Source organism: Streptomyces sp. NPDC034043 (genome assembly GCF_055575675.1).
The window spans coordinates 135,745-161,035 of record NZ_JBVISF010000012.1 but is presented as its reverse complement, the minus strand read 5'-3'; the positions used below and the strand labels follow the sequence as shown (position 1 = coordinate 161,035).

The window sequence follows — 25,291 nt, the reverse complement described above, 5'->3', positions numbered from 1 at the left end:
CGACTGGAACTCGTGAGGTTCGTCTACCGTGAGCCGACGGCAAGGAGGGGCACATGGGTGGACGACAGGCGACGGTACGGCGCCCGAGGGCGTCGGGAGCCCCGAGAGCGGCGGTGCCCTCGGGCCTCACCGGCCGGGAGGTCGTCATACCGCCCGGCGGCTGCACGGGATGGCACTACCACCACGTGCCGCTCATGGCGGTGGTCAAGTCCGGTACCCTGACCCGTTTCCTGGCCGACGGCACCGTGGAAGTGCACCCGACGGGGGCCACCTTCGTCGAACCGGCGGGCGCCGACAACGTACACCTCGGCCGCAACCTCGGCTCCCGGCCCGTGGTCCTCCAGGTGACCTGCGGCCTGGCCGAGGACGACCCCTGGTCGGTGCCCGCCCCGGCCCCGCTCGACGCCGTACCCTGCCGCTGCCCCGAGGACCCCCGGTGCGCCGCTCAGACCAGTCGGCGTATCTCCCCGCGCACCCGGTAGAAGCCCCCGCCGGCCGCATGCAGGCCGTCCACCACGTACCGCGCTCCGGGCTCCCGGATACCGCGCGGGAACTGCACGTTCCAGCCGTGCTCGAAGCCCTCCGAGACCACCTGCACCCGCATCCGCCCTCCCTGCTGGACGCACTCCACCACCACACCGCCGGCCGGGACCGAGGCCACCGAGACCGTCGCCACCGCCGAGGCGGAGGCCGCCGGGGTGAAGACCGGCAGGGCCGCCGCCGACTTCACGTCCACCGCGGTCGGGACGGAACCCTGCTGCGCCGCGGCGATCGCCGCCTCGCTCGCGTCCACGCACACCAGTGAACCGTCCGTGGTGACGAGGTAGAGCCGCTCGTCCAGGTACTGCATCGAGAGCGCGGAACCGCCACCCGTGCCCAGCTTCCACAGCCGCCGCCCGTCGGCGTCGAAGCAGTACACCGAGGAGGACGAGTCCCCGGCGAAGACGTGACGGCCGTCCGGAGAGGTCGCACACGAGTACACCGCCGCGTCGCACGGGTACGAGGCCTCGACCCGGCCCGTCGCCTTCGACAGGCGCTGCACGGTGTTGCGTACCGTGCCCGCGTACACGGCGTGCTCCTCCTGCCAGCCGAACAGCACCCCGCCGGGCGTCGCCGTGTGCCACAACTGGCCGGTGCCGTCGGCCGCGTATGCCGTCACACCGCCGCTGTGCCCGTGGTACACGGCCCGCTCGTCCGCCCGGACCATCCAGGCGCCGGTCCCCGAGGACTTACGGGACCACTGGTGCTCGTCCTCGTGGTCGATGACCGTCAGACCGCCGCCCGCGTCCGAGACGTTGAGCACGCCCTCGTGGATGTCGAGCCAGTAGATGTCCATGTCCGCGGCTATCCCGTACGCCCCGAACGGCACCTTCGAGGACAGGTCGTACACCGTGCCGTCGTCACAGCCCGCGTATATCCAGAACTCGTCCGCGACCAGGCACTTCACCCCGTCCGGCAGGGAGTAGCGGGCCAGTACCTCACCGCCGTGGCTCACCGTGTAGACGTCCCCCGCCTGGTTGCCGACCCAGCAGCGGTCCTCGTCCACATGGATGCCGAAGGCCGAGGAACCGGTACGGAAGCGCCACAGCACCGGCGCCACCGCGCGGGCCGTCGACGGCGCCGAGGCCACCTGCCGCCGGGTGACCGAGCGGGCGGCGCGCGCCCCCCGGACCGCCGGGGCGTACCCCTTGCGGACCTTCTCGCCGATCTTCTTGGCGGCGGCCGCGCGGGCCTTCTCCGCCGTGGGGAAGGAGGAGCTCTGCAGCTGGCCGGCCGCGCCGATGCGGCCGTAGCGCACCGAGACGGCGGTGCCGTCGACGGTCACCTCGTAGAACTTGTGCGCCGCGCCGTCCTCCTGCGACAGCTCCAGATACGTCGTCTCCCGAGCCATGACAGACCCCTCCCCAAGAACAGGGCCGCCGGCTCCTGTCCACCGGTGATCCCTCGTGAAAAACGTTAGGGCGCACCACTGACAATGGGCCGGTGAAGCTGGAAGCGATCACCTGGCAGCGGATGGCCGAGCGGCTCGCCGGTCATCTGGACGACTCCCGCGGCCCCGCGGCCGAGGAGCGCACGTGGCAACGCGTCGGCATCGACGGCGCGCCGGCGGCCGGTACCGGGGTCCTCGCGGGCGAGCTCGCCGACGCGCTGCGCTCGCGCGGGCGGTCCGTGCTCGTGGTCGCGGCCGGGGACTTCCTGCGGCCGGCGTCGCTGCGGTTCGAGTTCGGGCGCGAGGACGTGGACGCGTACCTGGGGGGCTGGTACGACACGGGCGCGCTGTGGCGGGAGGTGTTCGGCCCGACGGATCCCGGCGGCAGCGGGCGGGTGCTGCCGGACCTGTGGGACCCGGTCCGGGACCGGGCGACCCGCAGCCCGTACGCCGAACTCCCGCCGGGCGGCGTGCTGGTGGTCCACGGGCCGCTGCTGCTGGGGCACTGGTTCCCGTTCGACCTGAGCGTCCACATCAGCCTCTCCGAGGGGGCGCTGGCGCGGCGCACGGAGGAGGCGCAGCGGTGGACGCTGGCGGCGTTCGCCCGCTACGAGAGGGAGACCGGCCCGGGGACGGCCGCGGACGTCCTGGTCCGCGCGGACGACCCGCGGCACCCGGCCTGGACGGGTGTGCGGTAGTCCCGGTCCGAGCCGTAGCCCCCGGGCCGGGCCGCTACGGGCGGCCGCCCAGGCGGGTGACCGCGCCGGCCGCCGCGCGGCAGCCGGCGCGGGCCGATTCCGCCGGGCCGGCCCCCGAGAGCCGGGCCGCCAGGAAGCCGCCGGTGAAGGCGTCCCCGGCGCCCGTGGTGTCCACCGCCTCCGCCGGCTCCGCCTCGACCTCGGCGGTGATCCGGCCGTCCTCCGCGACGAGCGCTCCGCCAGGGCCCCGGGTGACCACCACCAGCGGCACCCGGCGGCTGAGCTCCTCCGCAGCCCGGGCCGGGTCCCGTACGCCGGCCAGCAGCCGGGCCTCGTCCTCGTTCGGCAGGAGCACGCCGGCCCCGGCCACGGCCGCCAGGAAGCGCTCGGGGCCGAGCCCGGCCAGGAACCCCGCAGAGGCGGGGTCGACGCTGACGGGCACCCCGCGGGTCCGGGCGGCCCGCAGCGCGACCAGGGCCAGCTCCCGGCTGCTGTCCGAGAAGAACAGGTAGCCCGACAGGTGCAGGTGCCCGGCACCGTCCAGCAGGGCCGGCACCCAGTCGGCGGGGCACAGCCGCAGCGAGGCCCCGCTGTCGGTCAGGAAGGTCCGCTCCGCGTCCCCGCCGACCAGCGCCACCACCGTCCCCGTCGGCTCCGCCGGGTCCACCACCAGCAGGGGCCGTACTCCCGCGTCGACCAGGGCCCGCTCGTGCCAGTCGGCCGACTCGCACCCCACCCGCGCGAGGAGACGTACCTCCGAGGTGCCCGCGCGGGCCGCCCAGCAGGCCGCGTTGGCGCCGGCCCCGCCCGGGAGGGTGCGGATGCGGGCGGTGGTGTCGGTGGCCGGGGCCAGGGGACCGCGGTGCACCGCCACCACGTCCGTCACCACGTCGCCGACCACCAGCAGGGCGGCCGTCACGCGCGGGCCGCCCAGGCCCGGGCGATTTGGGCGCCGAGCCGCACGTTGCCCCGGACCGCCGCCAGGTTCGCCTCCAGCGAGGCGCCGCCGGTCGCGCGCACCAGGAACCCCAGCAGGAACGGGGTCACCGCCTGCCCCGTGATACCCCGCTCGCGGCACTCGGCCAGGGCCTCGGCCAGGGCCCGGTCGTGGAGCGCCGGATCCAGCTGCTCCGCCTCCGCCACCGGATTGGCGACGATCAGCGCCGCCTCGGGTCCGCCGAGGCCGTCCTGGGCGGCCATCACCGCCGCCACCTCCTCAGGCTCCCGCACCGTCCAGTCGACCGGCTCTCCCGAGTCGGTCAGGTAGAAGCCGGGGAAGCGGTCCGTCCGGTAGCCCAGGACGCCGACGCCGAGGGTTTCGAGGCGCTGGAGCGTGGCCGGCACGTCCAGGATCGACTTCACCCCCGCGCACACCACCGTGATCCGGGTCCGGGCGAGCAGCGACAGGTCCGCCGACTCGTCCTGCGAGAGCGTCCACTCGCGGTGTACGCCGCCCAGCCCGCCCGTGGCGAACACCCGCAGCCCCGCCCGCGCGGCCAGGAAGGCCGTAGCCGACACCGTCGTCGCCCCGGTGGCGCCCGTGGCGAGGGCGGGCGCGAGGTCCCGGTGGCCCAGCTTGCGCACGCCCTCGCCCGTCGCGATCCGCTCCAGCGCGGCCTTGTCGAGGCCCGCCCGGGCCACCCCGTCCAGCACGGCGACGGTCGCCGGGACCGCGCCCTCCGCCCGGACCAGGTCCTCCAGCTCCAGACCCGTCTCCAGATTGCTGGGACGCGGCAGACCGTGCGAGATGATCGTCGACTCCAGGGCGACGACGGGCCGGCGGGCGGCGAGCGCCTCGCGTACCTCTTCCGACAGGACCGGTCCCCCGGACAGGGGTGCAGTTGCTCTGTGCTGTGGCATGTCCCCATCCCTGGCACGGGACTCACGCCGCCAAACGCGCCCCTCCCGCTCCGGCGCGAACCCGTCCGGGCGGCGCGCCCGGAAGGGCCGCTCCCGGACCGGGCCCTCCACCGGGCCGCACACCATGCGGTGCCCCGCGCCGGCCACCGTGCCGCCCGCCGCGGACGTGGGCGCCGCTCTGGCCGAAAGCCGCCGGGTCCCGCGCCCGGGGCCGCCTGCCCCCGGGCTGCCCGGGGAGGGGAGGTCGCGGTACCTGCGGCAAGGGGCTCCGGCGAGCCCGTCGCCGGCGGGAGCGGGCCGGTGGAGCCGCCCGCGCTCCGGCCCGCGGCGCTGACGCGCTCGACGGAATGACGCGCCGGAGGCGCCCGGGCTGGACGCTCTGGTCACCCCGTGAGCGGGGCGGCGGCCCTACGCTGGCGCACCATGAGCACCCGTCACCACGAAGCGCCCGCCTCCTTCGCCGTGTCCGTCGCGGACCTCCCCGACGCCGAGCTGGAGCCCGAGGAGCTCGACCCCGCGCAGATCGTCTCCGGCACCCCGGTCGTGACCGGGAAGGTGTTCTGGGAGTCGGCGGACGGCTCGCAGGTCCGGGGGATCTGGCAGATCACCCCCGGGGTGGTCACCGACACCGAGGCCGACGAACTGTTCGTGGTGGTCAGCGGCCGCGCCACCATCGAGGTCGAGGGCGGCGCGGGCTTCGAGGTGGGACCGGGCTCGGCCTGTGTGCTGAGGAAGGGCGACCGGACCACCTGGACGGTCCACGAGACGCTCCGCAAGGCCTACCACATCAACTGCTGAGACCCCCCGGCTCCGTGCGTGCCGGATGCCGCCGGGCGGTGAACAGGGCGAGCGCCGCCATCGGCAGCAGCAGGGCCGCGCTGATCGCGTTGAGCCAGCCGTAGCCGGCCTGGGACATGATCAGCCCGGCGGCCGCCCCGCCCACGGCGGCTGCGGTGTTCATCGTCAGGTCGCCCAGGCCCTGCACGGCGGCCCGCGCGGCCTGCGGTACCGAGTCGGTCAGCAGCGCCGAGCCGACGACGATCCCGGCGGACCAGCCGAGTCCGAGCAGGAAGAGGCCGGCCGCGCTCTGGGCGTGGTTCCCGCCGGCCGTGCCGGCGAGCAGGGCGGCGATGGACAGCAGCCCGGCGGTGAGCCCGATGACGGACAGCCGGCCGAGCCGGTCGGCGAGCCAGCCCATGACGGGGGAGAAGGCGAACATGCCCGCGATGTGGCCGCTGATCACCAGGCCGATGAGCCGCAGGTCGGCGCCGTGGTGACCGAGGTCGACGGGGGTCATCACCATGATCGACACCATGGCGGTGTGTGATACGGCGACGGTGAGCAGCGCGAGCCGGGCCCGCGGTGAGGCCTTGACGGCGGCGACGCCGGCGCGCAGCGAGCGGGCCTGCCGGGACTGCTCGCCGGAACCGGCCAGGGCCCGGGCGGTCAGCAGCGGGTCCGGCCGCAGGAACACGGCGAGCAGGGCGCCGGTGAGTACGAAGACGGCGCCGGCCCATACGAAGGGTCCCGCCGTCTGGGGTATGGAGGTGCCGGCGAAGCTGTCGCTGGCGGGGGCAGAGAGGTTGGGGCCGAGCACCGCGCCCAGGGTGGAGGCCCAGACGACCAGCGAGATCGCCCGGGCCCGCCGGTCGGGCGCGGCGAGGTCGGTGGCGGCGAAGCGGGCCTGGAAGGTGGCGCAGGAGGCGGCGCCGAAGGCGGCCATGCCGACGAGCAGCAGCGGGAAGCTGTCGACGACGGCGGCCAGGACGACCAGGGCCGCGCCGATCGCGCCGATCGCGTACGCCACCACCAGCCCCCACCGGCGCCCGCGCGCGGTCATCAGGGCGGCGAGCGGCAGCGAGAACAGCGCGGTGCCGATCACGGCGGCGGTGGACGCGACCCCGGACAGGGCCTCGGTGCCGCTGATCTCGGTGGCCAGTACGGGGGCCAGGGCGACGCTGATCGGCACGCCCAGGCCGCCCAGCATCTGGCTGGTCATCAGCACGGCGGAGGTCCGGCGCTGGAGCCGGGGCAGCGCCGCCGCGTCGACGGGCGCGGGCGTGGCCTTGGTGCCGGCGGAGGTTCCGGGAGCGGCGCTCACGCCCGGCACCGCCGTCGCGGGGGTTCGGCGGAGGCGGACGGTATGAGGCCTGGTGCGGCAGGAGTGGTCACGGCGGCAGTTTCCCACCGTCGGGCGCGCGGGGGAACCGCGTATCGCGGTCCGGGGTCCCGCCGCCACCCGCTGTCACCCGCGTGACGGCGCGCGCGGCTCAGAACAGGGGCTGCGGGAGCACGCCCTCCAGCGCGAGCAGGATCCGCTTGGTCTCCACCCCGCCCCCGAAGCCGCCGATGCCCCCGTCGTTCTCGACCACGCGGTGGCAGGGCACGACCACGGGCAGGGGATTCGAGCCCATGGCGTTGCCCACGGCCTGGGCCGCCCCCGGCTGCCCGGCCCGGGCGGCCAGCTCCCCGTACCCGACGACCGATCCGTACGGCACCGAGCGGTCGAGCTCCAGCAGCACCTGCCGGTTGAAACCGGAGCTGAGCCGCCAGTCCAGCGGCAGCTCGAAGCGCCGCAGCGAACCGGCGAAGTAGGCGGCCAGCTGGCGTATCGGCTCGGCCAGCAGCGCCTCCTCGCCCGGGTCCGGCCGCCACGCGTCGGCGCCGAGCCGGGAGACGAGCGAGCCGATCATCCGGCCGGCCCGGTCCGGGCGCGCGTGGAACTCGACCCGGACCAGACCCTCGGGGGTCGCGGCCAGGAGCAGGGGACCGATGTCGCTGGGCACGACGGTCCATTCGAGGTGCGGCCCGCGGGGCCGCTCGGTGCTGTCCACGTCCCCACCGTACGGCCCGCCACCGACAGCGCGGACGGGCTCGCGCACGCCACCGCCGCGCCGGGCCCTCAGAAGCCGAGCGCGGCGTTGCGCACCACGTCGGGCGCGTTGGTGATGATCCCGTCCACGCCCATGTCGCGGACCTTGCGGGCCGTGGCCGCGTCGTCCACGATCCAGGTGTCCACCTCCATGGCCCTGCCGTGGGCCCCCAGCAGGCCGTGCACCGCCGTCACCCATTCCGCGGAGATCGTGGTGTGCCACGGGTTGATCCGGTCCGTGAACCGCGCGTAGCGCGGCAGCTCGGCCACGGGCGGGGTGCCCAGGAAGGCCGTCACCAGGCCGGGGTGCAGTTCGTGGACGGTGCGTACGGAATCGGCGCTGAAGCTCTGTACCACCAGGCGGTCCGGGACGTGGTCCTCGTCCAGCCAGCCGGTCTCGTCCAGGAGCTCCAGCGTCTCCTCCTCGATCCCCGGGTAGAGCTCCGGCTTCTTGATCTCCAGCAGCAGCTTCTGCCGGTTCTCCTCGACCCGCTCCAGGTACGCGCGCAGGGTCGGTACCCGGGCGCCCGCGAAGCGGGGGGCGAACCAGCTCCCCGCGTCCAGCCGCCCGATCTCCTCCGCCGTGAAGTCCCTGACCCGCCAGGGCCTGCGGTCGGGGAAGACCTGCTCGACGTCGGTGGTGCGGGCGAGGGTGTCGTCGTGGATCACCACCAGCTCGCCGTCCCTGGTCCGCTGGACGTCGTTCTCGACCCAGTCGAAGCCCAGCCGCCTCGCCAGGTCGACCGCTTCGAGGGTGTTCTCCGGGGCGTAGGCGGACGCGCCCCGGTGGGCGTACACGACGGGGCCCAGGACGCCGCGCGCGGCATCGGGGGAGCCGGGGCCGGCGGCGGCCGGGGAGGCCGTCCCGCCCAGCACCGTGAGGGTGAGGCCCAGGATCGCGGCTGCGGCCGCGGTGGCGGGTCGGACGTACATGTGCTTTCTCCTCGGGTCGTGAGCCCTGTTCCTGCGTCAGACGGGCGCGGAGCGGCAGACGTTGCGGCGATGCACTTCACGGCGGAGCGTTCACCGCGATCATGGGCTCGAAGATCACCGGGCCGCCACCGAACTACGACAAACAGACCGGAAAGGAGGAGATCCACTCCGCCCGCCGGACCTGTGGAGGGGGCCATGGCCCCGTCGGGAGGGCGTGAGTGTCAGTGCGGGGTCGTACGGTGGACTCATGCGGCCCGTATCGAAGATCGAACGCACGGTGGCACCCTTTGAGGTCGTCAGCCCGTACCAGCCCAGCGGTGACCAGCCGGCGGCCATCGCCGAGCTGGAGAAGCGCATCCGCGCAGGTGAGAAGGACGTCGTACTGCTCGGCGCGACGGGCACGGGCAAGTCCGCGACCACGGCCTGGATGATCGAGAGGCTCCAGCGCCCCACGCTGGTGATGGCGCCGAACAAGACGCTGGCCGCCCAGCTGGCGAACGAGTTCCGCGAGCTCCTGCCGAACAACGCCGTCGAGTACTTCGTCTCGTACTACGACTACTACCAGCCCGAGGCCTACGTACCGCAGTCGGACACCTACATCGAGAAGGACTCCTCGATCAACGAGGAGGTCGAGCGGCTGCGCCACTCCGCGACGAACTCGCTGCTGACCCGGCGCGACGTGATCGTCGTCGCCTCCGTGTCCTGCATCTACGGCCTCGGCACCCCGCAGGAGTACGTGGACCGGATGGTCTCCCTCAAGGTGGGCGAGGAGATCGACCGGGACCAGCTGCTGCGCCGCTTCGTCGACATCCAGTACACCCGCAACGACCTGGCCTTCACCCGCGGCACCTTCCGGGTGCGCGGCGACACCATCGAGATCTTCCCCGTCTACGAGGAACTGGCCGTCCGGATCGAGATGTTCGGCGACGAGATCGAGGCGCTCTCCACCCTGCACCCGCTGACCGGCGAGGTCATCAGCGAGGACCGCGCGCTCTACGTCTTCCCCGCCAGCCACTACGTCGCCGGCCCCGAGCGCATGGAGAAGGCGATCACCGGCATCGAGGCCGAGCTCGCCGAGCGGCTCGCGGAGCTGGAGAAGCAGGGCAAGATGCTGGAGGCCCAGCGGCTGCGCATGCGCACCACCTACGACCTGGAGATGATGCGCCAGATCGGCTCCTGCTCCGGCATCGAGAACTACTCGCTGCACATGGACGACCGCGAGCGCGGCTCGGCCCCCAACACCCTCATCGACTACTTCCCCGAGGACTTCCTCCTCGTCATCGACGAGTCGCACGTCACGGTGCCGCAGATCGGCGCCATGTACGAGGGCGACGCCTCGCGCAAGCGGACGCTGGTCGACCACGGCTTCCGGCTGCCGTCCGCGCTCGACAACCGGCCGCTGAAGTGGGAGGAATTCCTGGAGCGGGTCGGCCAGACCGTCTACCTGTCGGCCACCCCCGGCAAGTACGAGCTCTCCCGCTCCGACGGCTTCGTCGAGCAGATCATCCGCCCCACCGGCCTCGTCGACCCCGAGGTCGTGGTCAAGCCCACCGAGGGCCAGATCGACGACCTGGTGCACGAGATCCGCACCCGGGTGGAGAAGGACGAGCGGGTCCTGGTCACCACCCTCACCAAGAAGATGGCCGAGGACCTCACCGACTACTTCCTGGAGCTGGGCATCCAGGTCCGGTACCTGCACAGCGACGTCGACACCCTGCGCCGCATCGAGCTGCTGCGCGAGCTGCGGGCCGGCGAGTACGACGTCCTCGTCGGCATCAACCTGCTCCGCGAGGGCCTCGACCTGCCCGAGGTGTCGCTCGTGGCGATCCTCGACGCCGACAAGGAGGGCTTCCTGCGCTCGGGGACGTCCCTCATCCAGACCATCGGCCGCGCCGCCCGCAACGTCTCCGGCCAGGTCCACATGTACGCGGACAAGATGACCCCGGCGATGGAGAAGGCCATCGAGGAGACCAACCGGCGCCGCGAGAAGCAGATCGCGTACAACACGGCCCACGGGATCGACCCGCAGCCGCTGCGCAAGAAGATCAACGACATCGTCGCCACCATCGCCCGCGAGGAGCTGGACACCGAGCAGCTCCTCGGCACCGGCTACCGCCAGACCAAGGACGGCAAGGCCGCCAAGGCACCGGTCCCCGCGCTCGGCGGCGCGGCGGCGGCCAAGGGCAAGGCCGGCAAGGCGGCGAAGGGCGTGGCGGCCGCGACGCCCACCGACCGGCCCGCCGCCGAACTGGCCGCGCTGATCGAGCAGATGACCGAGCGGATGCGGGCGGCGGCGGCCGAGCTCCAGTTCGAGGTGGCCGCCCGGATCCGGGACGAGGTGGGCGAGCTCAAGAAGGAGCTTCGTCAGATGAGGGAAGCGGGCCTCGCCTGACCCGTGGGCGGTCAGTAGGGTGTGGAAACGCCGCAGGTGCACGCTGCGGGCCTTTAGGGGCGGGCTATGGAGAGGGGAACGCGCGTGACGGTCAACATGACCAAGGGTCAGGCCATCAGTCTGCAGAAGGCGGACGGCGGCACGCTGACCGCGGTCCGGATGGGTCTCGGCTGGCAGGCTGCCAAGCGCCGCGGCCTGTTCGGGTCGCGGACGCGGGAGATCGACCTGGACGCGTCGGCAGTGCTCTTCGCCGACAAGCAGCCGGTGGACGTGGTGTTCTTCCGGCACCTGCAGAGCGACGACGGCTCGGTCCGCCACACCGGCGACAACCTGGTCGGCGGCGTGGGCCAGGGCGGGGACGACGAGGCCATCCTCGTCGACCTCCAGCGGGTCCCGGTCCACATCGACACGATCGTCTTCACGGTGAACTCCTTCACCGGCCAGACCTTCCAGGAGGTCCAGAACGCCTTCTGCCGCATCGTCGACGAGACCAACGGCCAGGAACTGGCCCGCTACACCCTCGACGGCGGAGGCCAGTACACCGCGCAGATCATGGCGAAGGTGTCCCGGTCCGGTGCCGGCTGGCAGATGACGGCCCTCGGGAACCCGGCCAACGGCCGGACCTTCCAGGACCTGATGCCGGCGATCCTGCCGCACCTGTAGGACCGCACCCGCAAGACCGGACCCGGGAACGGACCCCGGGTGCGGACCCTCGGGTCCGCACGCGAAGGACCGGGCCCGCCTGTGGGTCCGCACCGGCAAGAGCAGTACGGAACAAGAGAAGAAGGCACGGGGGAGGGGCTGCACGATGACGGCCGAACTGGTCCGGGGGCAGAACCACCCCGTGCCCCACGACAGGATCGAGGTCAGGGTCTCGGCGGGCACACCCGTGCTCGCCCTGGCGGCCCTGGCCGACGAGCAGGGCCGCCTCGCGGGCCCCGGGGCGCTGGCCCGTCCGGGCGCCCCGGCCCCGTCCTGGATACGGCTGCCGGAGGAGGTCGCCGACCGGCACACGCTGGCCGTCGACCTCGACGCCGTGGCCGCGGAGGTCCACCGGATCGGCCTGCTCCTCGTCCTGCCGCCCGGCGGGCCGCTGGGCTTCGGCTCCGTACCGGCCGCGCACACCGCCGTGGCCGCACCGGGCGGCCCCGAGTTCGCCGGTTTCACCCTGACCGGGCTGAATGCCGAGACGGCCGTGGTGGCCCTGGAGCTCTACCGGCGCCAGGGCGCCTGGAAGGTCCGGGCCGTCGGCCAGGGGTACGCCGAAGGGCTGGGCGCCCTGCTCACCGACGGCGGCCTGGCCGCGCCGGAGGCCGCCGAGCTGGCCGGTGCCGCCCTCCGGGAGGCCGCCGGGCCGGCCCCGGCCGCCGCCCTCGGGGACGCCACCGGGCCCGGCGCGGGAGACCGTACGCCCGCCGGCCCGCCCCCGCGGGCCCAGGGCGCGCCGCACGCCGGCCGGCAGCCCGCCCCCGAGCCGCCGGAGCCCGTCCCGGTCTCCGGAGTCCCCTACGCGGGCACCCCCGGCCCCGCGTCGGCCACCCCGGCAGACACCGCGGCCGGCCCGCCCACCATCGACTACGCGCACCCGCGCCGCCGGCGCACCAGCACCGAATCCCCCGAGCCGGCCCCCCGGCCCGCGCCCGCCGCCGAACCCGGCCGGCCCCCGGCCCCCGTCGCCGGGGACGCGAGCGGCTGGTCCATGGACGAGCGGCTCTACAACCAGGTCTGGGGCATGTTCGAGGACCTGGCCCGGACCGTCGCCGCCTACCGCGGCGCCGTCGACTTCGCCGACGCGCGGCTGGACCGCGAACTGGACGAGGCCCTGTCCGACCCGCGCCACCGCATCGGCGGCGCGGGTGACTCCGCGCGCGACACCGCCCGGGCCCGCCGCGAGGAACTGGTCGCGCAGGCCAGGGCGGCCCTCGACCGGGACCTGGCCCAGCTCGTCGCCGAGTCCGAGGTGGTCGAGCCCGCGCTGCCGGCCGCGTACGCCCGCTGGGACAACCCCGTCTGGCACGGCGGGGGCGTGCCCGAGGAGGCGCCGCTGGCGCTGCGCCTGGGCAACCTGAGCCTGCCCGAGATGCCGGGCCTGCGGATCCCGATGCTGATGCGGCTCCCGCTGGAGCGCGGCCTGTGGATCGACAACGGCCGCACCGGCTCCGAGACCGCCATGGCCATGGACACCGACCGGCTGCGCCGCGCCGCCATGGACATGGCCGTCGCGCACGCCGTACGGCTGCTCGCGGTCCACCCCGCCGACCGGATCTCCGTCCACGTCATCGACGCCGCCGGGGCGGGTGCCGCCTCCCTGGCCCCGCTGGTGCGCGCGGGAGTGCTCGCGGCGCCGCCCGCCGCCGGCGCCGAGGGGGTCGCGCGTACCCTGGCGCGGCTGACGCGGCGCGTGGACCTCGTACAGATGGCGCTGCGCGCCGGCGCCCCCGAGGAGCTGCCCGCCGACGTGGACCGGGCCGAGCAGCTGCTGGTGGTGCACGACTTCCCGCACGGCTTCGACGACCGGGCGGTCACCCAGCTGCGCTACCTGGCCGACGAGGGTCCGGCGGTCGGGGTGCACCTGCTGATGGTCGCCGACCGCGACGAGGCCTCCGCGTACGGGCCGCTGCTGGATCCGCTGTGGCGCTCGCTGATGCGGCTGTCGCCGGTGCCGGACAGCCACCTCGCCGACCCCTGGGTCCAGCACGCCTGGACCTTCGAGCCGGATCTGCCCCCGCAGGGCAGCACGGTCCTCGACCAGGCGCTGGAGCGGGTGCGGCGGGCGCGGCGGGAGGCCCGCCCATGAGCGGTCCATGGGCGTTCCATGACCGGCCGGTGACTCCTTCTTGGTGAGCGCTTTACCTTCTGCCTCCTCCGCGGGTACTCTGGGACCCGCGGAGGGGAGTATTCCTGCTATTTCCTGCGCGGCGTTCCCGTCAATACGGACCACTGTGCTCATCTGGCGCGGTCGGTCCCGGGGCGTCGGCCCGCGGCCTGTGGCCGCCGGGTGGAAGAGACCTCCGGCAGCGATGACGCTGACCATGTGCTGAGCCATCCGCCGGAGGCGTGAATACTGTGGACGTTTCGTTGACCCTGTGGGTGCTGACCGTTGCCGGTCTGTGCATCCTCATCGGCGCCGATTTCCTCATCGGCCGCAAACCGCACGACGTTTCGATCAAGGAAGCGGGCACCTGGACCGTCGTCTGGATCGTGCTCGCCGCCCTCTTCGGCCTCGGCCTGCTGTTCTTCGGCAACGGCCAGGCCTCCCAGGAGTTCTTCGCCGGTTTCATCACCGAGAAGTCCCTGAGCGTGGACAACCTCTTCGTCTTCGTCCTGATCATGGCGAAGTTCTCCGTGCCCTCCCACCTCCAGCAGCGCGTCCTGCTGGTGGGCGTACTGATCGCCCTCGTCCTCCGCGCGATCTTCATCGCGGCCGGCGCCGCGATCATCACCACCTTCTCGTGGGTCTTCTACCTCTTCGGCGCCTTCCTGATCTACACCGCCTGGAAGCTGATCCAGGAGGCCCGCAAGGACGAGGACGAGGAGGAGTTCGAGGAGAACCGCCTCCTCAAGTCGATCGAGAAGAAGTTCGGCGTCGCCGACCGCTACCACGGCACCAAGCTCTTCATCCAGAACAACGGCAAGCGTGTCCTGACCCCCCTGATGGTCGTCATGCTCGCCATCGGCACCACGGACGTGCTCTTCGCCCTGGACTCGATCCCCGCCATCTTCGGCCTCACCCAGGACCCGTACATCGTCTTCACCGCCAACGCCTTCGCCCTCATGGGTCTGCGCCAGCTGTACTTCCTGATCGGCGGCCTGCTCAAGAAGCTGGTCCACCTCAGCTACGGCCTGTCCGTGATCCTCGGCTTCATCGGCGTCAAGCTGGTGCTGCACGCCCTGCACGAGTCCGGGGTGCACGTCCCGCAGATCTCCATCCCGCTCTCCCTGGGCGTCATCTGCGGTGTCCTCGTGATCACCACCATCACCAGCCTGATCGCCTCGAAGAAGCAGGCGGCGGCCGAGGCCTCCGCCACGGAGGCCAAGAGCGTCGACGCCTGACCGGCGACCGTACGGCGAAGGGCCCGGGAGCACGCTCCCGGGCCCTTCGCCGTACGTCCCCGCTACAGCGGCCCGAGGTCGGCGATCGTCTCCGGAACCTCCCGGAGCCTGCGGAGTATCCCCGTCACCCGCAGGGAGAGCTCGTTCGCCGCCGTCGCCTCCATCGCGTGGTCCAGGCCCGCCGCCGTGGCCGCCTCCCGCACGTCCTTCACGTTCTCGTTCAGGTCGCCCACCATCTCGGCGGCCGCGGTGACCTGCCGCTCCAGCTCCTGGACCAGCCGGTGCAGCGTCTGCGTCGGCGTCTCCTCCGGCGCGTCGGCGGAACCCGCCGGATCGCCGGCCGCCGACCCGGCCGCCGCGTCCGCTCCGCCCGCCGGCTGGCCGGGCCCGATACCGCCGGCCGGGCCCCGCCGGGTGTACGCGCGGGTGCCGGACTCCTTCGTGAAGGTCCGGTTGAACCAGGCCCGGGTGGCGGTGCCGCTCGTCGGGGCCCCCGTCGCGTCGACCTGGCCGGGCCTGCGGTCCCCCTCGTTCATCGCGTCGAAGATCTCCCGCAGCAGTCCGACGGCCACCACCGGGTTCTTGCGCATCGCCTCCAGGACGTTCGACACGGTACGGCGGACCTTCTGCGCCTCCTTGCCCTCGTCGTCCTCCCGCTGGCCGACGATGGAACCCCGGTCGGCGTCGATGATGTCGAAGGAGGCCAGCCAGTGGGGGGCGCGGAAGAGGAGGAGCTCCTCGAACGCCTCCCGGTCGGTGTCGGCCGAGGCCAGCAGCTCCGGCAGCCGGCGCCCCGAAAGGGCGATCCCCTTGTGGCCGTGCGCCCGCGTGAGGACCTCCGCGACACGCGGGTTCCACGGGCCGGCGAAGGACTCGGACGTCAGCGCGGACCACGCCCTGACCCGCCGGTTGATGTCCTTGCTGACGAGCTGGGACGCCGCGGGCTCGCCCAGGGCGGACCGGATCTGGGCGCGCTTGGCGGTCTCGGACGGCACCGGGAAGAGCTCCGTCAGCAGCCGCATCGACCGGATGTCGCGCAGCTCCGCCGTCGTCGCGTCGGCGGGCACGCCCGGGAGCTCGGTCACCGGCGCGAGACCGGCGAGCACATCGGCCGTCCGGTCGTCGAGCAGCCCGTGCGCGCAGTAGGCGCCGAGCACACCGCGCCCCAGGGCCCGCCCGCGGTCGTTGGGCCCGAACTCGAGCGGCGGGTGGACGTGGTCGCGGCGGTTGCTGCCCTGCACGATGCGGAACAGCCGCTCCGGCGCGGAGGAGCCGATCACCAGCTGGGACTCCACCGAGGCGATCGCCTTGGCGCGGTGCGCCCGGCTGTCCGTGTTCCCGGCCAGCTCGGCGGCCGCGTACTCCTGGTTGAGGAGCTCGGACAGGGCGGCCAGCCAGTAGCTCGGGTTGACCGAGATGCGGTTGTCGTCCTGCCCCAGCTTCTTGAACGGGACACCGGTGAGCACTTCGGAGGAGGAGACGTCGAAGAGCTCCTGGCGGTACTTCGTCCGGTTGTTGCCGCGCACGGCCATCCAGCCCCAGTACGACGACGGGTAGCGCGACCGGCCGTCCGGCTGCTCCGGCGGCTCCTCGGCCAGGCCGAAGTGCTGGGCGACGTACATGCAGGGCTCGACCTGGCCGTTGAGCGCCAGGTCCTCCAGCAGGTCGTACGTGCGCATCCCGTCGTGGTTCTCCAGCGAGTTCGCGGCCTGGTCCACCCGCGCGACCAGCGCGTCACGGGTGGCCGCGGTGCTCTCCAGCGCCGTGAACGTCCGCTCGGAGCCGTCCTCCGTCAGGCGCGTCCACGGCCTGACGCGGGAGGGGGTGGGGGAGCCGTGGGGCTGGGCGGGGTTCGCCACGGAATGCCATTCCGAGCTGATGCGCTCGTTGTGCTCCCAGACGACGCCCCCGACGCCGTGCATGTTCACGGTGGCCAGCATCATCTGGCCGGCGTCGGTGCGCACCCACCGGTACCGGTCGGGCCGCAGCCGCCTGACGCCGTCGGGTTCGTCCTCGGGGTTCGTCAGCGAGTCCTTCGGGCGGACGACGAACGGCGCGATGGTCTCCAGTGCGGCGCGGGGCGCGGTGACGCCCTTGGTGGCCAGGACGGCCTCCACCCATTTCTCCTGCCACTCACGGGTGGCGGGCTGGGGGAAGGGGCCGGGAGGCGGCGTGGACATGCTGGTTCTCCACTCTGCGGGGCTGGCTCGGAACGGCGGTGCCCGGCCGCCGTACGGAGACGTCCGCACGGCGGCCGGGCGGGGTCACTTCTTCAGGAAGAGCGCCGCGACGGCTGCGGCGGCGGCCAGTCCGGCGATGACGACCGTGACGATCTGGATCGGCCAGCGACGGCTCTCCAGCGCCCGCAGGCGGGATTCGTGGTCCGTGATCCGGTCGGCGGAATCCCGGATCCCGTCGAGCTTCGAGGACAAGGTGGCGAGGGAGTCCCGCACGGCCCTCAGCTCGGAATGGAAGTCCGCGGCGAGATACCCCGGAGCCTGCCAGGAAGGGGGCGGGAGCACCGGCTGGTGCGGTACGTACTGCGCGGCGAAGAAGCCCGCCGCCGGTAAGTGCCCGCCGCCGCCCTGGGCGGCCGGAGCGGAGTGGTCGTCGGGTGAGGGCGTCATGAGTGGTCCTCGGAGCGATGCGTTCGCCACGTCGGGCCGGTCCGGGCCGGCTCGTCCGCCGGCGCACCCGGTCAGGGCGCCGGGGAGTGGGCTGATGGCCGCACGCACGCCTGGCCGGTAGCCGCCAGCGGTCCGCTGCCGCCTGCTGGCGGTATGAGCCGAACACCGACCGCCTCTCCATGCGCTGCACCCGCCATCTCGGTGCTCCGCCGGGCGCCGGCGGAGCACATGCGAGACCTGGCCCTTCAGGTGAATTCCTGCACGGGCCGCGGGAGTTAGGCCCGGCATGAGGCGCGCTCCGTGCATATGGATACACCATCCGGACCGCGCCGGTCCGGCATACCGGCGATCTGCCGCCGTAGGGGTCCGGCGGCCGGTGCCTCACACCACGGCGGGCTCGTTCCTCGCCGCCCGGGCCGGGGCCGGCCGGGTCTCCGGGAGCAGGGCGAAGCAGCCGAGGCTGACCAGCGAGACCGCCGTCAGGTACACCGCCACGCCCCACGGCGGGCCCGGGCCGTCCGACAGGGCCGTCGCCACGAGCGGGGTCAGCGCACCGCCCAGTACGCCGCCCAGGTTGTAGCCGACGGCCGCGCCCGTGCAGCGCAGGCGCGGGGCGTACAGCTCGGGCAGGTAGGCGCCGACCACGGCGAACATCGTCACCATCGCGAGCAGCGCGCCGACGCAGCCCACCGTCATCAGCAGCGGGTCCGCCGTGTCCAGCAGAGCGACGAAGGGGAACATCCACACCGCGCACGCCGCGCTGCCGGCCAGGCACAGCGGCCGGCGTCCCCAGCGGTCGCCGAGCACCGCCAGCGCCGGGGTGGCCAGCCCCTTGAGCAGGACCGCCGCCATCACGATGGCCAGCATCACCGTACGGTCCACGCCGCCGCGGCCGGTGGCGTACGCGAGGGACCAGGTGGTGACCGTGTAGAAGACGGCGTACCCGACCGCCATCGCCCCTCCGGTCAGCAGCAGCAGCCGCCAGTGGCCGCGGACCACCTCGGCGAGCGGGGCGTCGGCCTGCCGGCCGGACGCGGCGAGCGCGCGGAACTCCGGGGTCTCCTCGACCGACCGGCGCAGCCACAGCCCGGCCAGCGCCAGCAGCCCGGCGGCCCAGAACGGCACCCGCCAGCCCCAGGCGGTGAACTGGGCGTCGCTCAGGGTCCAGGACAGTGTCAGGGTCAGGCCGTTGGCCAGCAGGAAGCCGGCGGCCGGGCCCATCTGCGGGAAGCTCGACCACAGTCCGCGGCGCCGCTCCGGAGCGTGCTCGGCGGTCAGCAGGACGGCCCCGCCCCATTCACCGCCGAGGCCCAGTCCCTGGAGGAAGCGCAGCAGGAGCAGCAGGACGGGCGCGGCGATGCCGATGGCGTCGAAGGAGGGCACGCAGCCGACGGCCACCGTGGCGAGGCCGGTCAGGAGCAGCGAGCCGAGCAGCACGGGGCGACGGCCGTAGCGGTCGCCGATGTGGCCGAAGAGGACGGAGCCGAGCGGGCGGGCGAGGAAGCCGGCTCCGAACGTGCCGAAGGCGGCGAGGGTGCCGGCGAGCGGGGAGAAGGAGGGGAAGAAGAGCGGGCCGAGCACCAGGGCGGCGGCCGTGCCGTAGACGAAGAAGTCGTAGAACTCGATGGCGGTGCCGACCAGGGAGGCGATGGCCAGCCGCAGCATCGAGGGGGAGGAAGGCGGGGAGGGGTCTCGTTGCATGGTGCAGCAACTACCCCAGTCCCCGCCTCCAGGACGGGTGTTCGGTCAAGGTCGACCGGAAGGAGTGCCCTCCCCCGCGGTATTGACCTCGGCCGGCGAGCGCGTCCAGGGGCACGGGCGCGCTCGCGGGGTCACCAGCCGCGCTCGCGCCACTCCGCGAGGTGCGGGCGCTCGGAGCCGAGCGTGGTGTCGTTCCCGTGGCCCGGGTAGACCCAGGTCTCGTCCGGCAGCTGCTCGAAGAGCTTGTGCTGGACGTCGTCGATGAGGCGGGCGAAGTTCTCCGCGTCGCCCCACGTGTTGCCCACGCCGCCCGGGAAGAGGCAGTCGCCGGTGAACACGTGCGGGTGCCCGTGCGGGTCGTCGTAGATCAGCGCGATCGAGCCGGGGGTGTGTCCGGCCAGGTGGCGCGCGGTCAGGGAGACCCGCCCGACGGTGATGGTGTCCCCGTCCTCGACCAGGACGTCCGTGGCGACGGGGATGCCCTCCGCGTCGTGGGCGCCCGCGTAGGTCCGCGCGCCCGTGGCGTCGACGACCGCCTGGAGGGCGCCCCAGTGGTCGCCGTGCCGGTGGGTGGTGACGACGGACGCGATGCCGTCGTCGCCGATCAGCTGCAGCAGCGTGTCCGCCTCGGCTGCCGCGTCGATCAGCAGCTGCTCGCCGGTGGCCCGGCAGCGCAGCAGGTACGCGTTGTTGTTCATCGAACCGACCGCGACCTTGGAAATCATCAGGTCGGCGAGTTCGTGCACGTCGGCGGGACCGCCGACCTTGACCGCTCCGCTGTACGTCATGTCGGAATCCTAGAGCGCGGGGAGCTCGGGCAGGCGGTCGCCGGCCTCGACGGTGAGGTGGGCGCCCTTGAGGTCGCGGCCGGCCAGCCAGCCGAGCAGCTCGTCCTTCGGGCCGCTGAGGGTCACCGGGGTGCCCTCGGTGCCGCCCGTGAGGGCGACGGGCTCGCCGTCGGGAAGGGTGAGGGTGACCGGCGGGACGCCGGGGCGTCCGGACCAGCGGTCGGCGAGGAAGGCGATCTCCCGGTCGGTGAACTCCTCCGGGAGGTCGGAGAGCTCGTAGCCGATGTTCAGGTCGACGTGGTGGAGCTCGACCTCGACGAGGCGGCGGAAGGGCACGTTGGCGGCGAGGTCGGTGACGCCGTTGCGCAGCTCGACGGTGCGCTGCCAGTCCTGGCCGGTCCCGGTGGTGGCGAGGAAGCGGGCCCCGGAATCACGGAGGTCCGTCAGGTGTTCTTCCAGGGGCCGGCCCGCGTCGCGCTCGATGTCCGCGTCGCGGGCGGCGGCGCTCTCGTACATGGGGCGGCCCTCGAAGACGTTGACGAGGGCGTCGGCGTTGCGTGCCAGGTGGGCCAGGATGTGGCCGCGGGTCCATCCCGGGAGGTGTGACTCCTCGGAGAGGGAGGCGTTGTCCAGTTTCGCGACCGCGTTCAGCAGCCGTTCCGTGGCTTCACGTACAGAGGCCAGGTCGTGCACATGATCAGTCATGGATCCGAGCCTAGTGGCCGCGGGGTCTCCGCCACACGATCGGGTGAAGCGGGCTTGCGAGTGCCGTAAATCGAATGTGCGTGCTATACGCTCGGGAGTCAGACTCCATCCCATCGCAGAGGCGCCCCCCATACCCTGGACAGTCGGGGCCCGTGCCCCCGCTCTCTCAAGAAAGGTGCGACCGGCGTGACCGACCGTCTCATCGTTCGTGGCGCTCGCGAGCACAACCTGAAGAACGTCTCGCTCGATCTGCCCCGCGACTCGCTCATCGTCTTCACCGGGCTCTCCGGCTCGGGCAAGTCCTCCCTGGCCTTCGACACGATCTTCGCCGAGGGCCAGCGCCGCTACGTGGAGTCGCTGTCCTCCTACGCCCGGCAGTTCCTGGGGCAGATGGACAAGCCCGACGTCGACTTCATCGAGGGCCTCTCCCCGGCCGTCTCGATCGACCAGAAGTCGACCTCGCGCAACCCGCGCTCCACCGTCGGCACCATCACCGAGGTCTACGACTACCTCCGCCTGCTCTTCGCCCGCATCGGCAAGCCGCACTGCCCCGAGTGCCGCCGTCCGATCTCCCGGCAGTCGCCGCAGGCGATCGTCGACAAGGTCCTCGCCCTCCCCGAGGGCAGCCGCTTCCAGGTGCTGTCCCCGCTGGTCCGCGAGCGCAAGGGCGAGTTCGTCGACCTCTTCGCGGACCTCCAGACCAAGGGCTACAGCCGGGCCCGGGTGGACGGGGAGACCATCCAGCTCTCCGAGCCGCCCACGCTGAAGAAGCAGGAGAAGCACACCATCGAGGTGGTCGTCGACCGCCTCACCGTCAAGGACAGCGCCAAGCGCCGGCTCACCGACTCCGTCGAGACCGCGCTGGGCCTCTCCGGCGGCATGGTGATCCTGGACTTCGTCGACCTCGCCGAGGACGACCCCGAGCGCGAGCGGATGTTCTCCGAGCACCTCTACTGCCCGTACGACGACCTGTCCTTCGAGGAGCTGGAGCCGCGCTCCTTCTCCTTCAACTCGCCCTTCGGCGCCTGCCCCGAGTGCACCGGCATCGGCACGCGCATGGAGGTCGACCCCGAGCTGATCGTCCCGGACGAGGACAAGTCCCTGGACGAGGGCGCCGTCTCGCCGTGGGCGCTCGGCCACACCAAGGACTACTTCCAGCGGCTGATCGGCGCGCTCGCCGGTGAGCTGGGCTTCCGGACCGACATCCCGTGGGCCGGGCTGCCGCAGCGCGCCCGGAAGGCGCTGCTGTACGGCCACAAGACCCAGATCGAGGTCCGCTACCGCAACCGGTACGGGCGCGAGCGGGCGTACACGACGGCCTTCGAGGGCGCCGTGCCCTTCGTCAAGCGCCGGCACGCCGAGTCCGAGAGCGACGCCAGCCGCGAGCGCTTCGAGGGCTACATGCGAGAGGTGCCCTGCCCGACCTGTGAGGGCACCCGCCTCAAGCCGATCGTGCTCGCGGTGACGGTGATGGAGCGGTCCATCGCCGAGGTCGCGGCGATGTCGATCAGCGAGTGCGCCGACTTCCTGGGCCGGCTGAAGCTGGACGCCCGCGACAAGAAGATCGCCGAGCGGGTCCTCAAGGAGGTCAACGAGCGGCTGCGCTTCCTCGTGGACGTGGGCCTGGACTACCTCTCCCTCAACCGCGCCGCCGGCACCCTGTCGGGCGGCGAGGCCCAGCGCATCCGGCTGGCCACGCAGATCGGCTCCGGCCTGGTCGGCGTGCTGTACGTGCTGGACGAGCCGTCCATCGGCCTGCACCAGCGGGACAACCACCGGCTGATCGAGACGCTGGTACGACTGCGGGACATGGGCAACACCCTCATCGTCGTCGAGCACGACGAGGACACCATCAAGGTGGCCGACTGGGTCGTGGACATCGGCCCCGGCGCCGGCGAGCACGGCGGCAAGGTCGTGCACAGCGGCTCGCTGAAGGAGCTGCTGGAGAACGGCGATTCGATGACCGGCCAGTACCTGTCCGGCAAGAAGTCGATCCCCGTGCCCGACGTACGCCGCCCCGTGAACGGCGACCGGAAGCTCACCGTGCACGGCGCCAAGGAGAACAACCTGCGGGACATCGACGTGTCCTTCCCGCTGGGCGTGCTCACCGCGGTCACCGGTGTCTCCGGCTCCGGAAAGTCGACCCTGGTCAACGACATCCTGTACACGCACCTGGCGCGCGAGCTGAACGGCGCCCGGTCGGTACCGGGCCGCCACACGCGGGTCGAGGGTGACGACCTGGTGGACAAGGTCGTCCATGTCGACCAGTCGCCGATCGGCCGCACCCCGCGGTCCAACCCGGCGACGTACACGGGCGTCTTCGACCACGTGCGCAAGCTCTTCGCGGAGACCATGGAGGCGAAGGTGCGCGGCTACCTGCCGGGCCGCTTCTCCTTCAACGTCAAGGGCGGCCGGTGCGAGAACTGCTCCGGTGACGGCACCATCAAGATCGAGATGAACTTCCTGCCGGACGTCTACGTCCCGTGCGAGGTGTGCCACGGCGACCGGTACAACCGGGAGACGCTGGAGGTCCACTACAAGGGCAAGTCCATCGCCGAAGTCCTGAACATGCCGATCGAGGAGGCGCTGGACTTCTTCGAGGCCGTCCCGACGATCGCGCGGCACCTGCGCACGCTGAACGAGGTGGGGCTGGGCTACGTCCGCCTCGGCCAGTCCGCGCCGACCCTGTCGGGCGGTGAGGCGCAGCGCGTCAAGCTGGCATCGGAGCTGCAGAAGCGGTCGACGGGCCGGACGGTCTACGTACTGGACGAGCCGACGACGGGTCTGCACTTCGAGGACATCTCGAAGCTGATCAAGGTGCTGTCCGGGCTGGTGGACAAGGGGAACTCGGTGATCGTCATCGAGCACAACCTCGACGTCATCAAGACCGCCGACTGGGTCGTCGACATGGGCCCCGAGGGCGGTTACGGCGGCGGCCTGGTGGTGGCCGAGGGCACGCCCGAGCAGGTCGCGTCGGTCGGCGCGAGCCACACGGGCAAGTTCCTGCGCGACATCCTCGGAGCCGAGCGGATCTCCGACGCGGGCGCGCCTCCGGCTCCGGCCAGGCGGGCGAAGAAGGCGGCCCCGGCGAAGAAGACGGCGGCGCCCGCCGCGAAGAAGACAGCGGCGCCGGCGAAGAAGACGGCGGCCCGCACCCGCAAGGCGTAGCCCCGGGCCCGGCCGTCGCCGGGACCTGTGGGCCGCCGGCGGGAGCGGCGGCGGTATCCGTCCCCGTCACGGGGGAGGTGCGGCCGCCCTTCCCGCGCGCCGGGGCGGGCAAGCCCGGTCAGCTGCCGGGTTCCAGCTCCGCCGCGTACGGCGGCTCGGCGCCCGCCCGGGTGCAGGTCAGCGCGGCGGCGCGGGCCGCGTAGGCCAGCACGTCCGGCCAGTCCGCCGCGCCCGGGTCCGGGACCCCGGCGAGCCGGTGCAGCAGCGCCGCGTTGACGGTGTCGCCCGCGCCGATCGTGTCGGCCACGGCGACCGGGCGGGCCGCCGCGCTGTGCTCCGCGCCGTCCGAGGTCCACACCGTCAGGCCCGCCGCGCCCCGGGTCAGCACCACCGCCGACGGGCCGGCCGCCAGCCAGTCCCCGGCCCGGCCGCCCAGCCAGTCCGCGTCCTCCTCCGAGAGCTTGAGCACGGACACGTACGGCAGCCAGCCCAGGAACCGTTCCCGGTACGCGGCCGGGTCCGCGATCAGCGCCGGGCGGACGTTGGGGTCCAGCAGGGTCAGCAGCCCGCGCCGGGACTCCCGCCGCAGCAGCGCCTCGTACGCGGACGCGCCCGGCTCCAGCACCAGCGAGCAGGTGCCGAGCGCGAGGGCCCGCGCCCCCGCGGGCAGCTCGGGCGGCAGCGCGAAGAGCCGGTCGGCGGTCCCCTCGACGTAGAAGCCGTACACGGCCGAGCCGTCCTGCCCGAGCGAGGGCACGGCCAGCGTGGTCGGCTCGGGCCCGCGCTGCACCAGCGACAGGTCCACCCCGGCGGCCCGCAGCCCGGCCAGCAGGCTCTCGCCGAAGCCGTCCGAGGACACCCGGGAGCAGAAGGCGACCTCGGCGCCCAGCCGGCCCAGCGCCAGGGCGGTGTTGTAGGGCCCGCCACCGGGCCGGGGCATCAGCGCGCCCGGCGGCCGCTCGACGGGCACGAGGTCGATCAGGGCTTCTCCACCGACGACGATCACGCGGGGGAAGGTATCCCATCGGGCGCCGGTATCGTCGGTTGGAGCCCGCCCCGGGGCCCGTCACTCGTGCAGGAGAACCGCATGTCCGCGTCGCAGTCCGCCGCCCGCCGTACCGTGCTCAAGGGAGCCGCCGCGCTGGCCGGGGCCGTGGGCGCGGGGACGGCGCTCACCGCGTGCTCCACCGAGACCAACAGCGGCGCCGGCAGCCCGGCCGTCCCGAAGGAGCCGGTCGAGCTGGGCGGGGTGGCCGACGTGCCGGTCGGCGGCGCGAAGCTGTTCCGCGAGCGCAAGGTCGTCGTCAGCTGCCAGGCGGAGGGCCGGTACAAGGCGTTCAGCGCCCAGTGCACCCACGCCGGCTGCGTCCTGGACAAGATCGTCGAGGGTGAGGGCAACTGCCCCTGCCACGGCAGCCGTTTCGACGTCACCACCGGCAAGGTCCTGCGCGGCCCCGCCACCGACCCGCTGCCGGCCGTCCCCGTCAAGGCCGAGAACGGCAGGCTGATCGCGGGATAGCGGCTCCCCGCCGGGGGACGCCCGGGTGGAGGTGCGGACCGGCCG

General features: G+C 73.1%; 21 protein-coding genes. 9 read left to right on the top strand and 12 right to left on the bottom strand.

The features are described 5' to 3' along the window. Nucleotides 1-53 precede the first annotated feature (53 nt). The gene (locus ACZ51S_RS26335; protein ID WP_468477685.1) at nucleotides 54-482 is read left to right on the top strand and encodes a cupin domain-containing protein; all 429 of its coding nucleotides are present in this window, start codon (nucleotides 54-56) and stop codon (nucleotides 480-482) included. Here ACZ51S_RS26335 and ACZ51S_RS26330 read toward each other — a convergent pair. Continuing rightward, nucleotides 446-1,891, bottom strand: a complete 1,446-nt coding sequence (locus ACZ51S_RS26330; protein WP_468803158.1) for a WGR domain-containing protein — start codon at nucleotides 1,889-1,891, stop codon at nucleotides 446-448. The genes ACZ51S_RS26335 and ACZ51S_RS26330 overlap by 37 nt on opposite strands. Before the next feature lie 92 nt (nucleotides 1,892-1,983). On the opposite strand from ACZ51S_RS26330, the gene ACZ51S_RS26325 reads away from it, so the two are divergent. Beyond that, nucleotides 1,984-2,628: a nucleoside/nucleotide kinase family protein gene (locus ACZ51S_RS26325; RefSeq protein ID WP_468477683.1), complete on the top strand. Its 645-nt coding sequence runs from the start codon at nucleotides 1,984-1,986 to the stop codon at nucleotides 2,626-2,628. A 34-nt stretch (nucleotides 2,629-2,662) separates the two neighbouring features. Here ACZ51S_RS26325 and ACZ51S_RS26320 read toward each other — a convergent pair whose 3' ends face one another. After that, nucleotides 2,663-3,547: a carbohydrate kinase family protein gene (locus tag ACZ51S_RS26320; RefSeq protein ID WP_468477682.1), complete on the bottom strand. Its 885-nt coding sequence runs from the start codon at nucleotides 3,545-3,547 to the stop codon at nucleotides 2,663-2,665. Beyond that, complete coding sequence (locus ACZ51S_RS26315) at nucleotides 3,544-4,488, bottom strand: pseudouridine-5'-phosphate glycosidase (RefSeq protein ID WP_468962119.1); 945 nt, start codon at nucleotides 4,486-4,488, stop codon at nucleotides 3,544-3,546. Before ACZ51S_RS26315 ends, ACZ51S_RS26320 begins: the two co-directional genes overlap by 4 nt. Before the next feature lie 423 nt (nucleotides 4,489-4,911). Between ACZ51S_RS26315 and ACZ51S_RS26310 the strand changes: the two genes are divergently transcribed. Further along, nucleotides 4,912-5,286, top strand: a complete 375-nt coding sequence (locus tag ACZ51S_RS26310) for a cupin domain-containing protein (RefSeq protein WP_468962117.1) — start codon at nucleotides 4,912-4,914, stop codon at nucleotides 5,284-5,286. Here ACZ51S_RS26310 and ACZ51S_RS26305 read toward each other — a convergent pair. From ACZ51S_RS26305 to ACZ51S_RS26295, 3 genes are all read right to left on the bottom strand, one after another. Next, nucleotides 5,276-6,487 carry an MFS transporter gene (locus ACZ51S_RS26305; RefSeq protein WP_468477726.1) on the bottom strand — a complete coding sequence of 404 codons (1,212 nt, stop codon included), beginning with the start codon at nucleotides 6,485-6,487 and terminating at the stop codon, nucleotides 5,276-5,278. The two genes, ACZ51S_RS26310 and ACZ51S_RS26305, sit on opposite strands and share 11 nt — an antisense overlap. Nucleotides 6,488-6,758: 271 nt before the next feature. Then, on the bottom strand, nucleotides 6,759-7,322 hold the full coding sequence (locus tag ACZ51S_RS26300; RefSeq protein WP_468803160.1) for a methylated-DNA--[protein]-cysteine S-methyltransferase: 564 nt from the start codon (nucleotides 7,320-7,322) through the stop codon (nucleotides 6,759-6,761). A 68-nt stretch (nucleotides 7,323-7,390) separates the two neighbouring features. After that, nucleotides 7,391-8,293, bottom strand: coding sequence for a glycerophosphodiester phosphodiesterase (locus tag ACZ51S_RS26295; RefSeq protein WP_388935133.1), 903 nt, complete (start codon nucleotides 8,291-8,293; stop codon nucleotides 7,391-7,393). A gap of 247 nt (nucleotides 8,294-8,540) precedes the next feature. Between ACZ51S_RS26295 and uvrB the strand changes: the two genes are divergently transcribed. The 4 genes from uvrB (at nucleotide 8,541) to ACZ51S_RS26275 (ending at nucleotide 14,738) form a co-directional block, all read left to right on the top strand. Beyond that, entirely contained in the window at nucleotides 8,541-10,685 is a 2,145-nt protein-coding gene (uvrB, locus tag ACZ51S_RS26290) for an excinuclease ABC subunit UvrB (protein ID WP_388935130.1), read from the top strand. 84 nt (nucleotides 10,686-10,769) lie between these two features. Then, nucleotides 10,770-11,348 (top strand): TerD family protein, encoded by a 579-nt coding sequence (locus ACZ51S_RS26285; protein WP_388935127.1) that lies wholly within the window; start codon nucleotides 10,770-10,772, stop codon nucleotides 11,346-11,348. Between the two features lie 145 nt (nucleotides 11,349-11,493). Next, the gene (locus tag ACZ51S_RS26280; protein ID WP_468803162.1) at nucleotides 11,494-13,482 is read left to right on the top strand and encodes a TerD family protein; all 1,989 of its coding nucleotides are present in this window, start codon (nucleotides 11,494-11,496) and stop codon (nucleotides 13,480-13,482) included. Nucleotides 13,483-13,751: 269 nt separating this feature from the next. Further along, nucleotides 13,752-14,738: a TerC/Alx family metal homeostasis membrane protein gene (locus ACZ51S_RS26275; RefSeq protein ID WP_468803163.1), complete on the top strand. Its 987-nt coding sequence runs from the start codon at nucleotides 13,752-13,754 to the stop codon at nucleotides 14,736-14,738. 62 nt (nucleotides 14,739-14,800) lie between these two features. Here ACZ51S_RS26275 and ACZ51S_RS26270 read toward each other — a convergent pair whose 3' ends face one another. The 5 genes from ACZ51S_RS26270 to ACZ51S_RS26250 form a co-directional block, all read right to left on the bottom strand. Then, complete coding sequence (locus ACZ51S_RS26270; RefSeq protein ID WP_468803164.1) at nucleotides 14,801-16,918, bottom strand: hypothetical protein; 2,118 nt, start codon at nucleotides 16,916-16,918, stop codon at nucleotides 14,801-14,803. An 84-nt stretch (nucleotides 16,919-17,002) separates the two neighbouring features. Next, entirely contained in the window at nucleotides 17,003-17,365 is a 363-nt protein-coding gene (locus ACZ51S_RS26265; protein WP_468477674.1) for a hypothetical protein, read from the bottom strand. A gap of 381 nt (nucleotides 17,366-17,746) precedes the next feature. Further along, nucleotides 17,747-19,066, bottom strand: a complete 1,320-nt coding sequence (locus tag ACZ51S_RS26260; protein ID WP_468886971.1) for an MFS transporter — start codon at nucleotides 19,064-19,066, stop codon at nucleotides 17,747-17,749. A gap of 131 nt (nucleotides 19,067-19,197) precedes the next feature. Then, a complete protein-coding gene (locus ACZ51S_RS26255) occupies nucleotides 19,198-19,854 on the bottom strand; it encodes an MBL fold metallo-hydrolase (protein WP_468477673.1) in 657 nt (218 codons plus the stop codon). 9 nt (nucleotides 19,855-19,863) lie between these two features. Then, entirely contained in the window at nucleotides 19,864-20,559 is a 696-nt protein-coding gene (locus ACZ51S_RS26250) for a maleylpyruvate isomerase family mycothiol-dependent enzyme (protein WP_468477672.1), read from the bottom strand. Nucleotides 20,560-20,745: 186 nt separating this feature from the next. Between ACZ51S_RS26250 and uvrA the strand changes: the two genes are divergently transcribed. Then, nucleotides 20,746-23,727 carry an excinuclease ABC subunit UvrA gene (gene uvrA, locus ACZ51S_RS26245; RefSeq protein WP_468477671.1) on the top strand — a complete coding sequence of 994 codons (2,982 nt, stop codon included), beginning with the start codon at nucleotides 20,746-20,748 and terminating at the stop codon, nucleotides 23,725-23,727. A 118-nt stretch (nucleotides 23,728-23,845) separates the two neighbouring features. Here uvrA and ACZ51S_RS26240 read toward each other — a convergent pair whose 3' ends face one another. Then, nucleotides 23,846-24,733 (bottom strand): carbohydrate kinase family protein, encoded by an 888-nt coding sequence (locus ACZ51S_RS26240; RefSeq protein ID WP_468803165.1) that lies wholly within the window; start codon nucleotides 24,731-24,733, stop codon nucleotides 23,846-23,848. A gap of 81 nt (nucleotides 24,734-24,814) precedes the next feature. Between ACZ51S_RS26240 and ACZ51S_RS26235 the strand changes: the two genes are divergently transcribed. Then, on the top strand, nucleotides 24,815-25,246 hold the full coding sequence (locus ACZ51S_RS26235; RefSeq protein WP_468803166.1) for a Rieske (2Fe-2S) protein: 432 nt from the start codon (nucleotides 24,815-24,817) through the stop codon (nucleotides 25,244-25,246). Nucleotides 25,247-25,291: the final 45 nt, after the last annotated feature.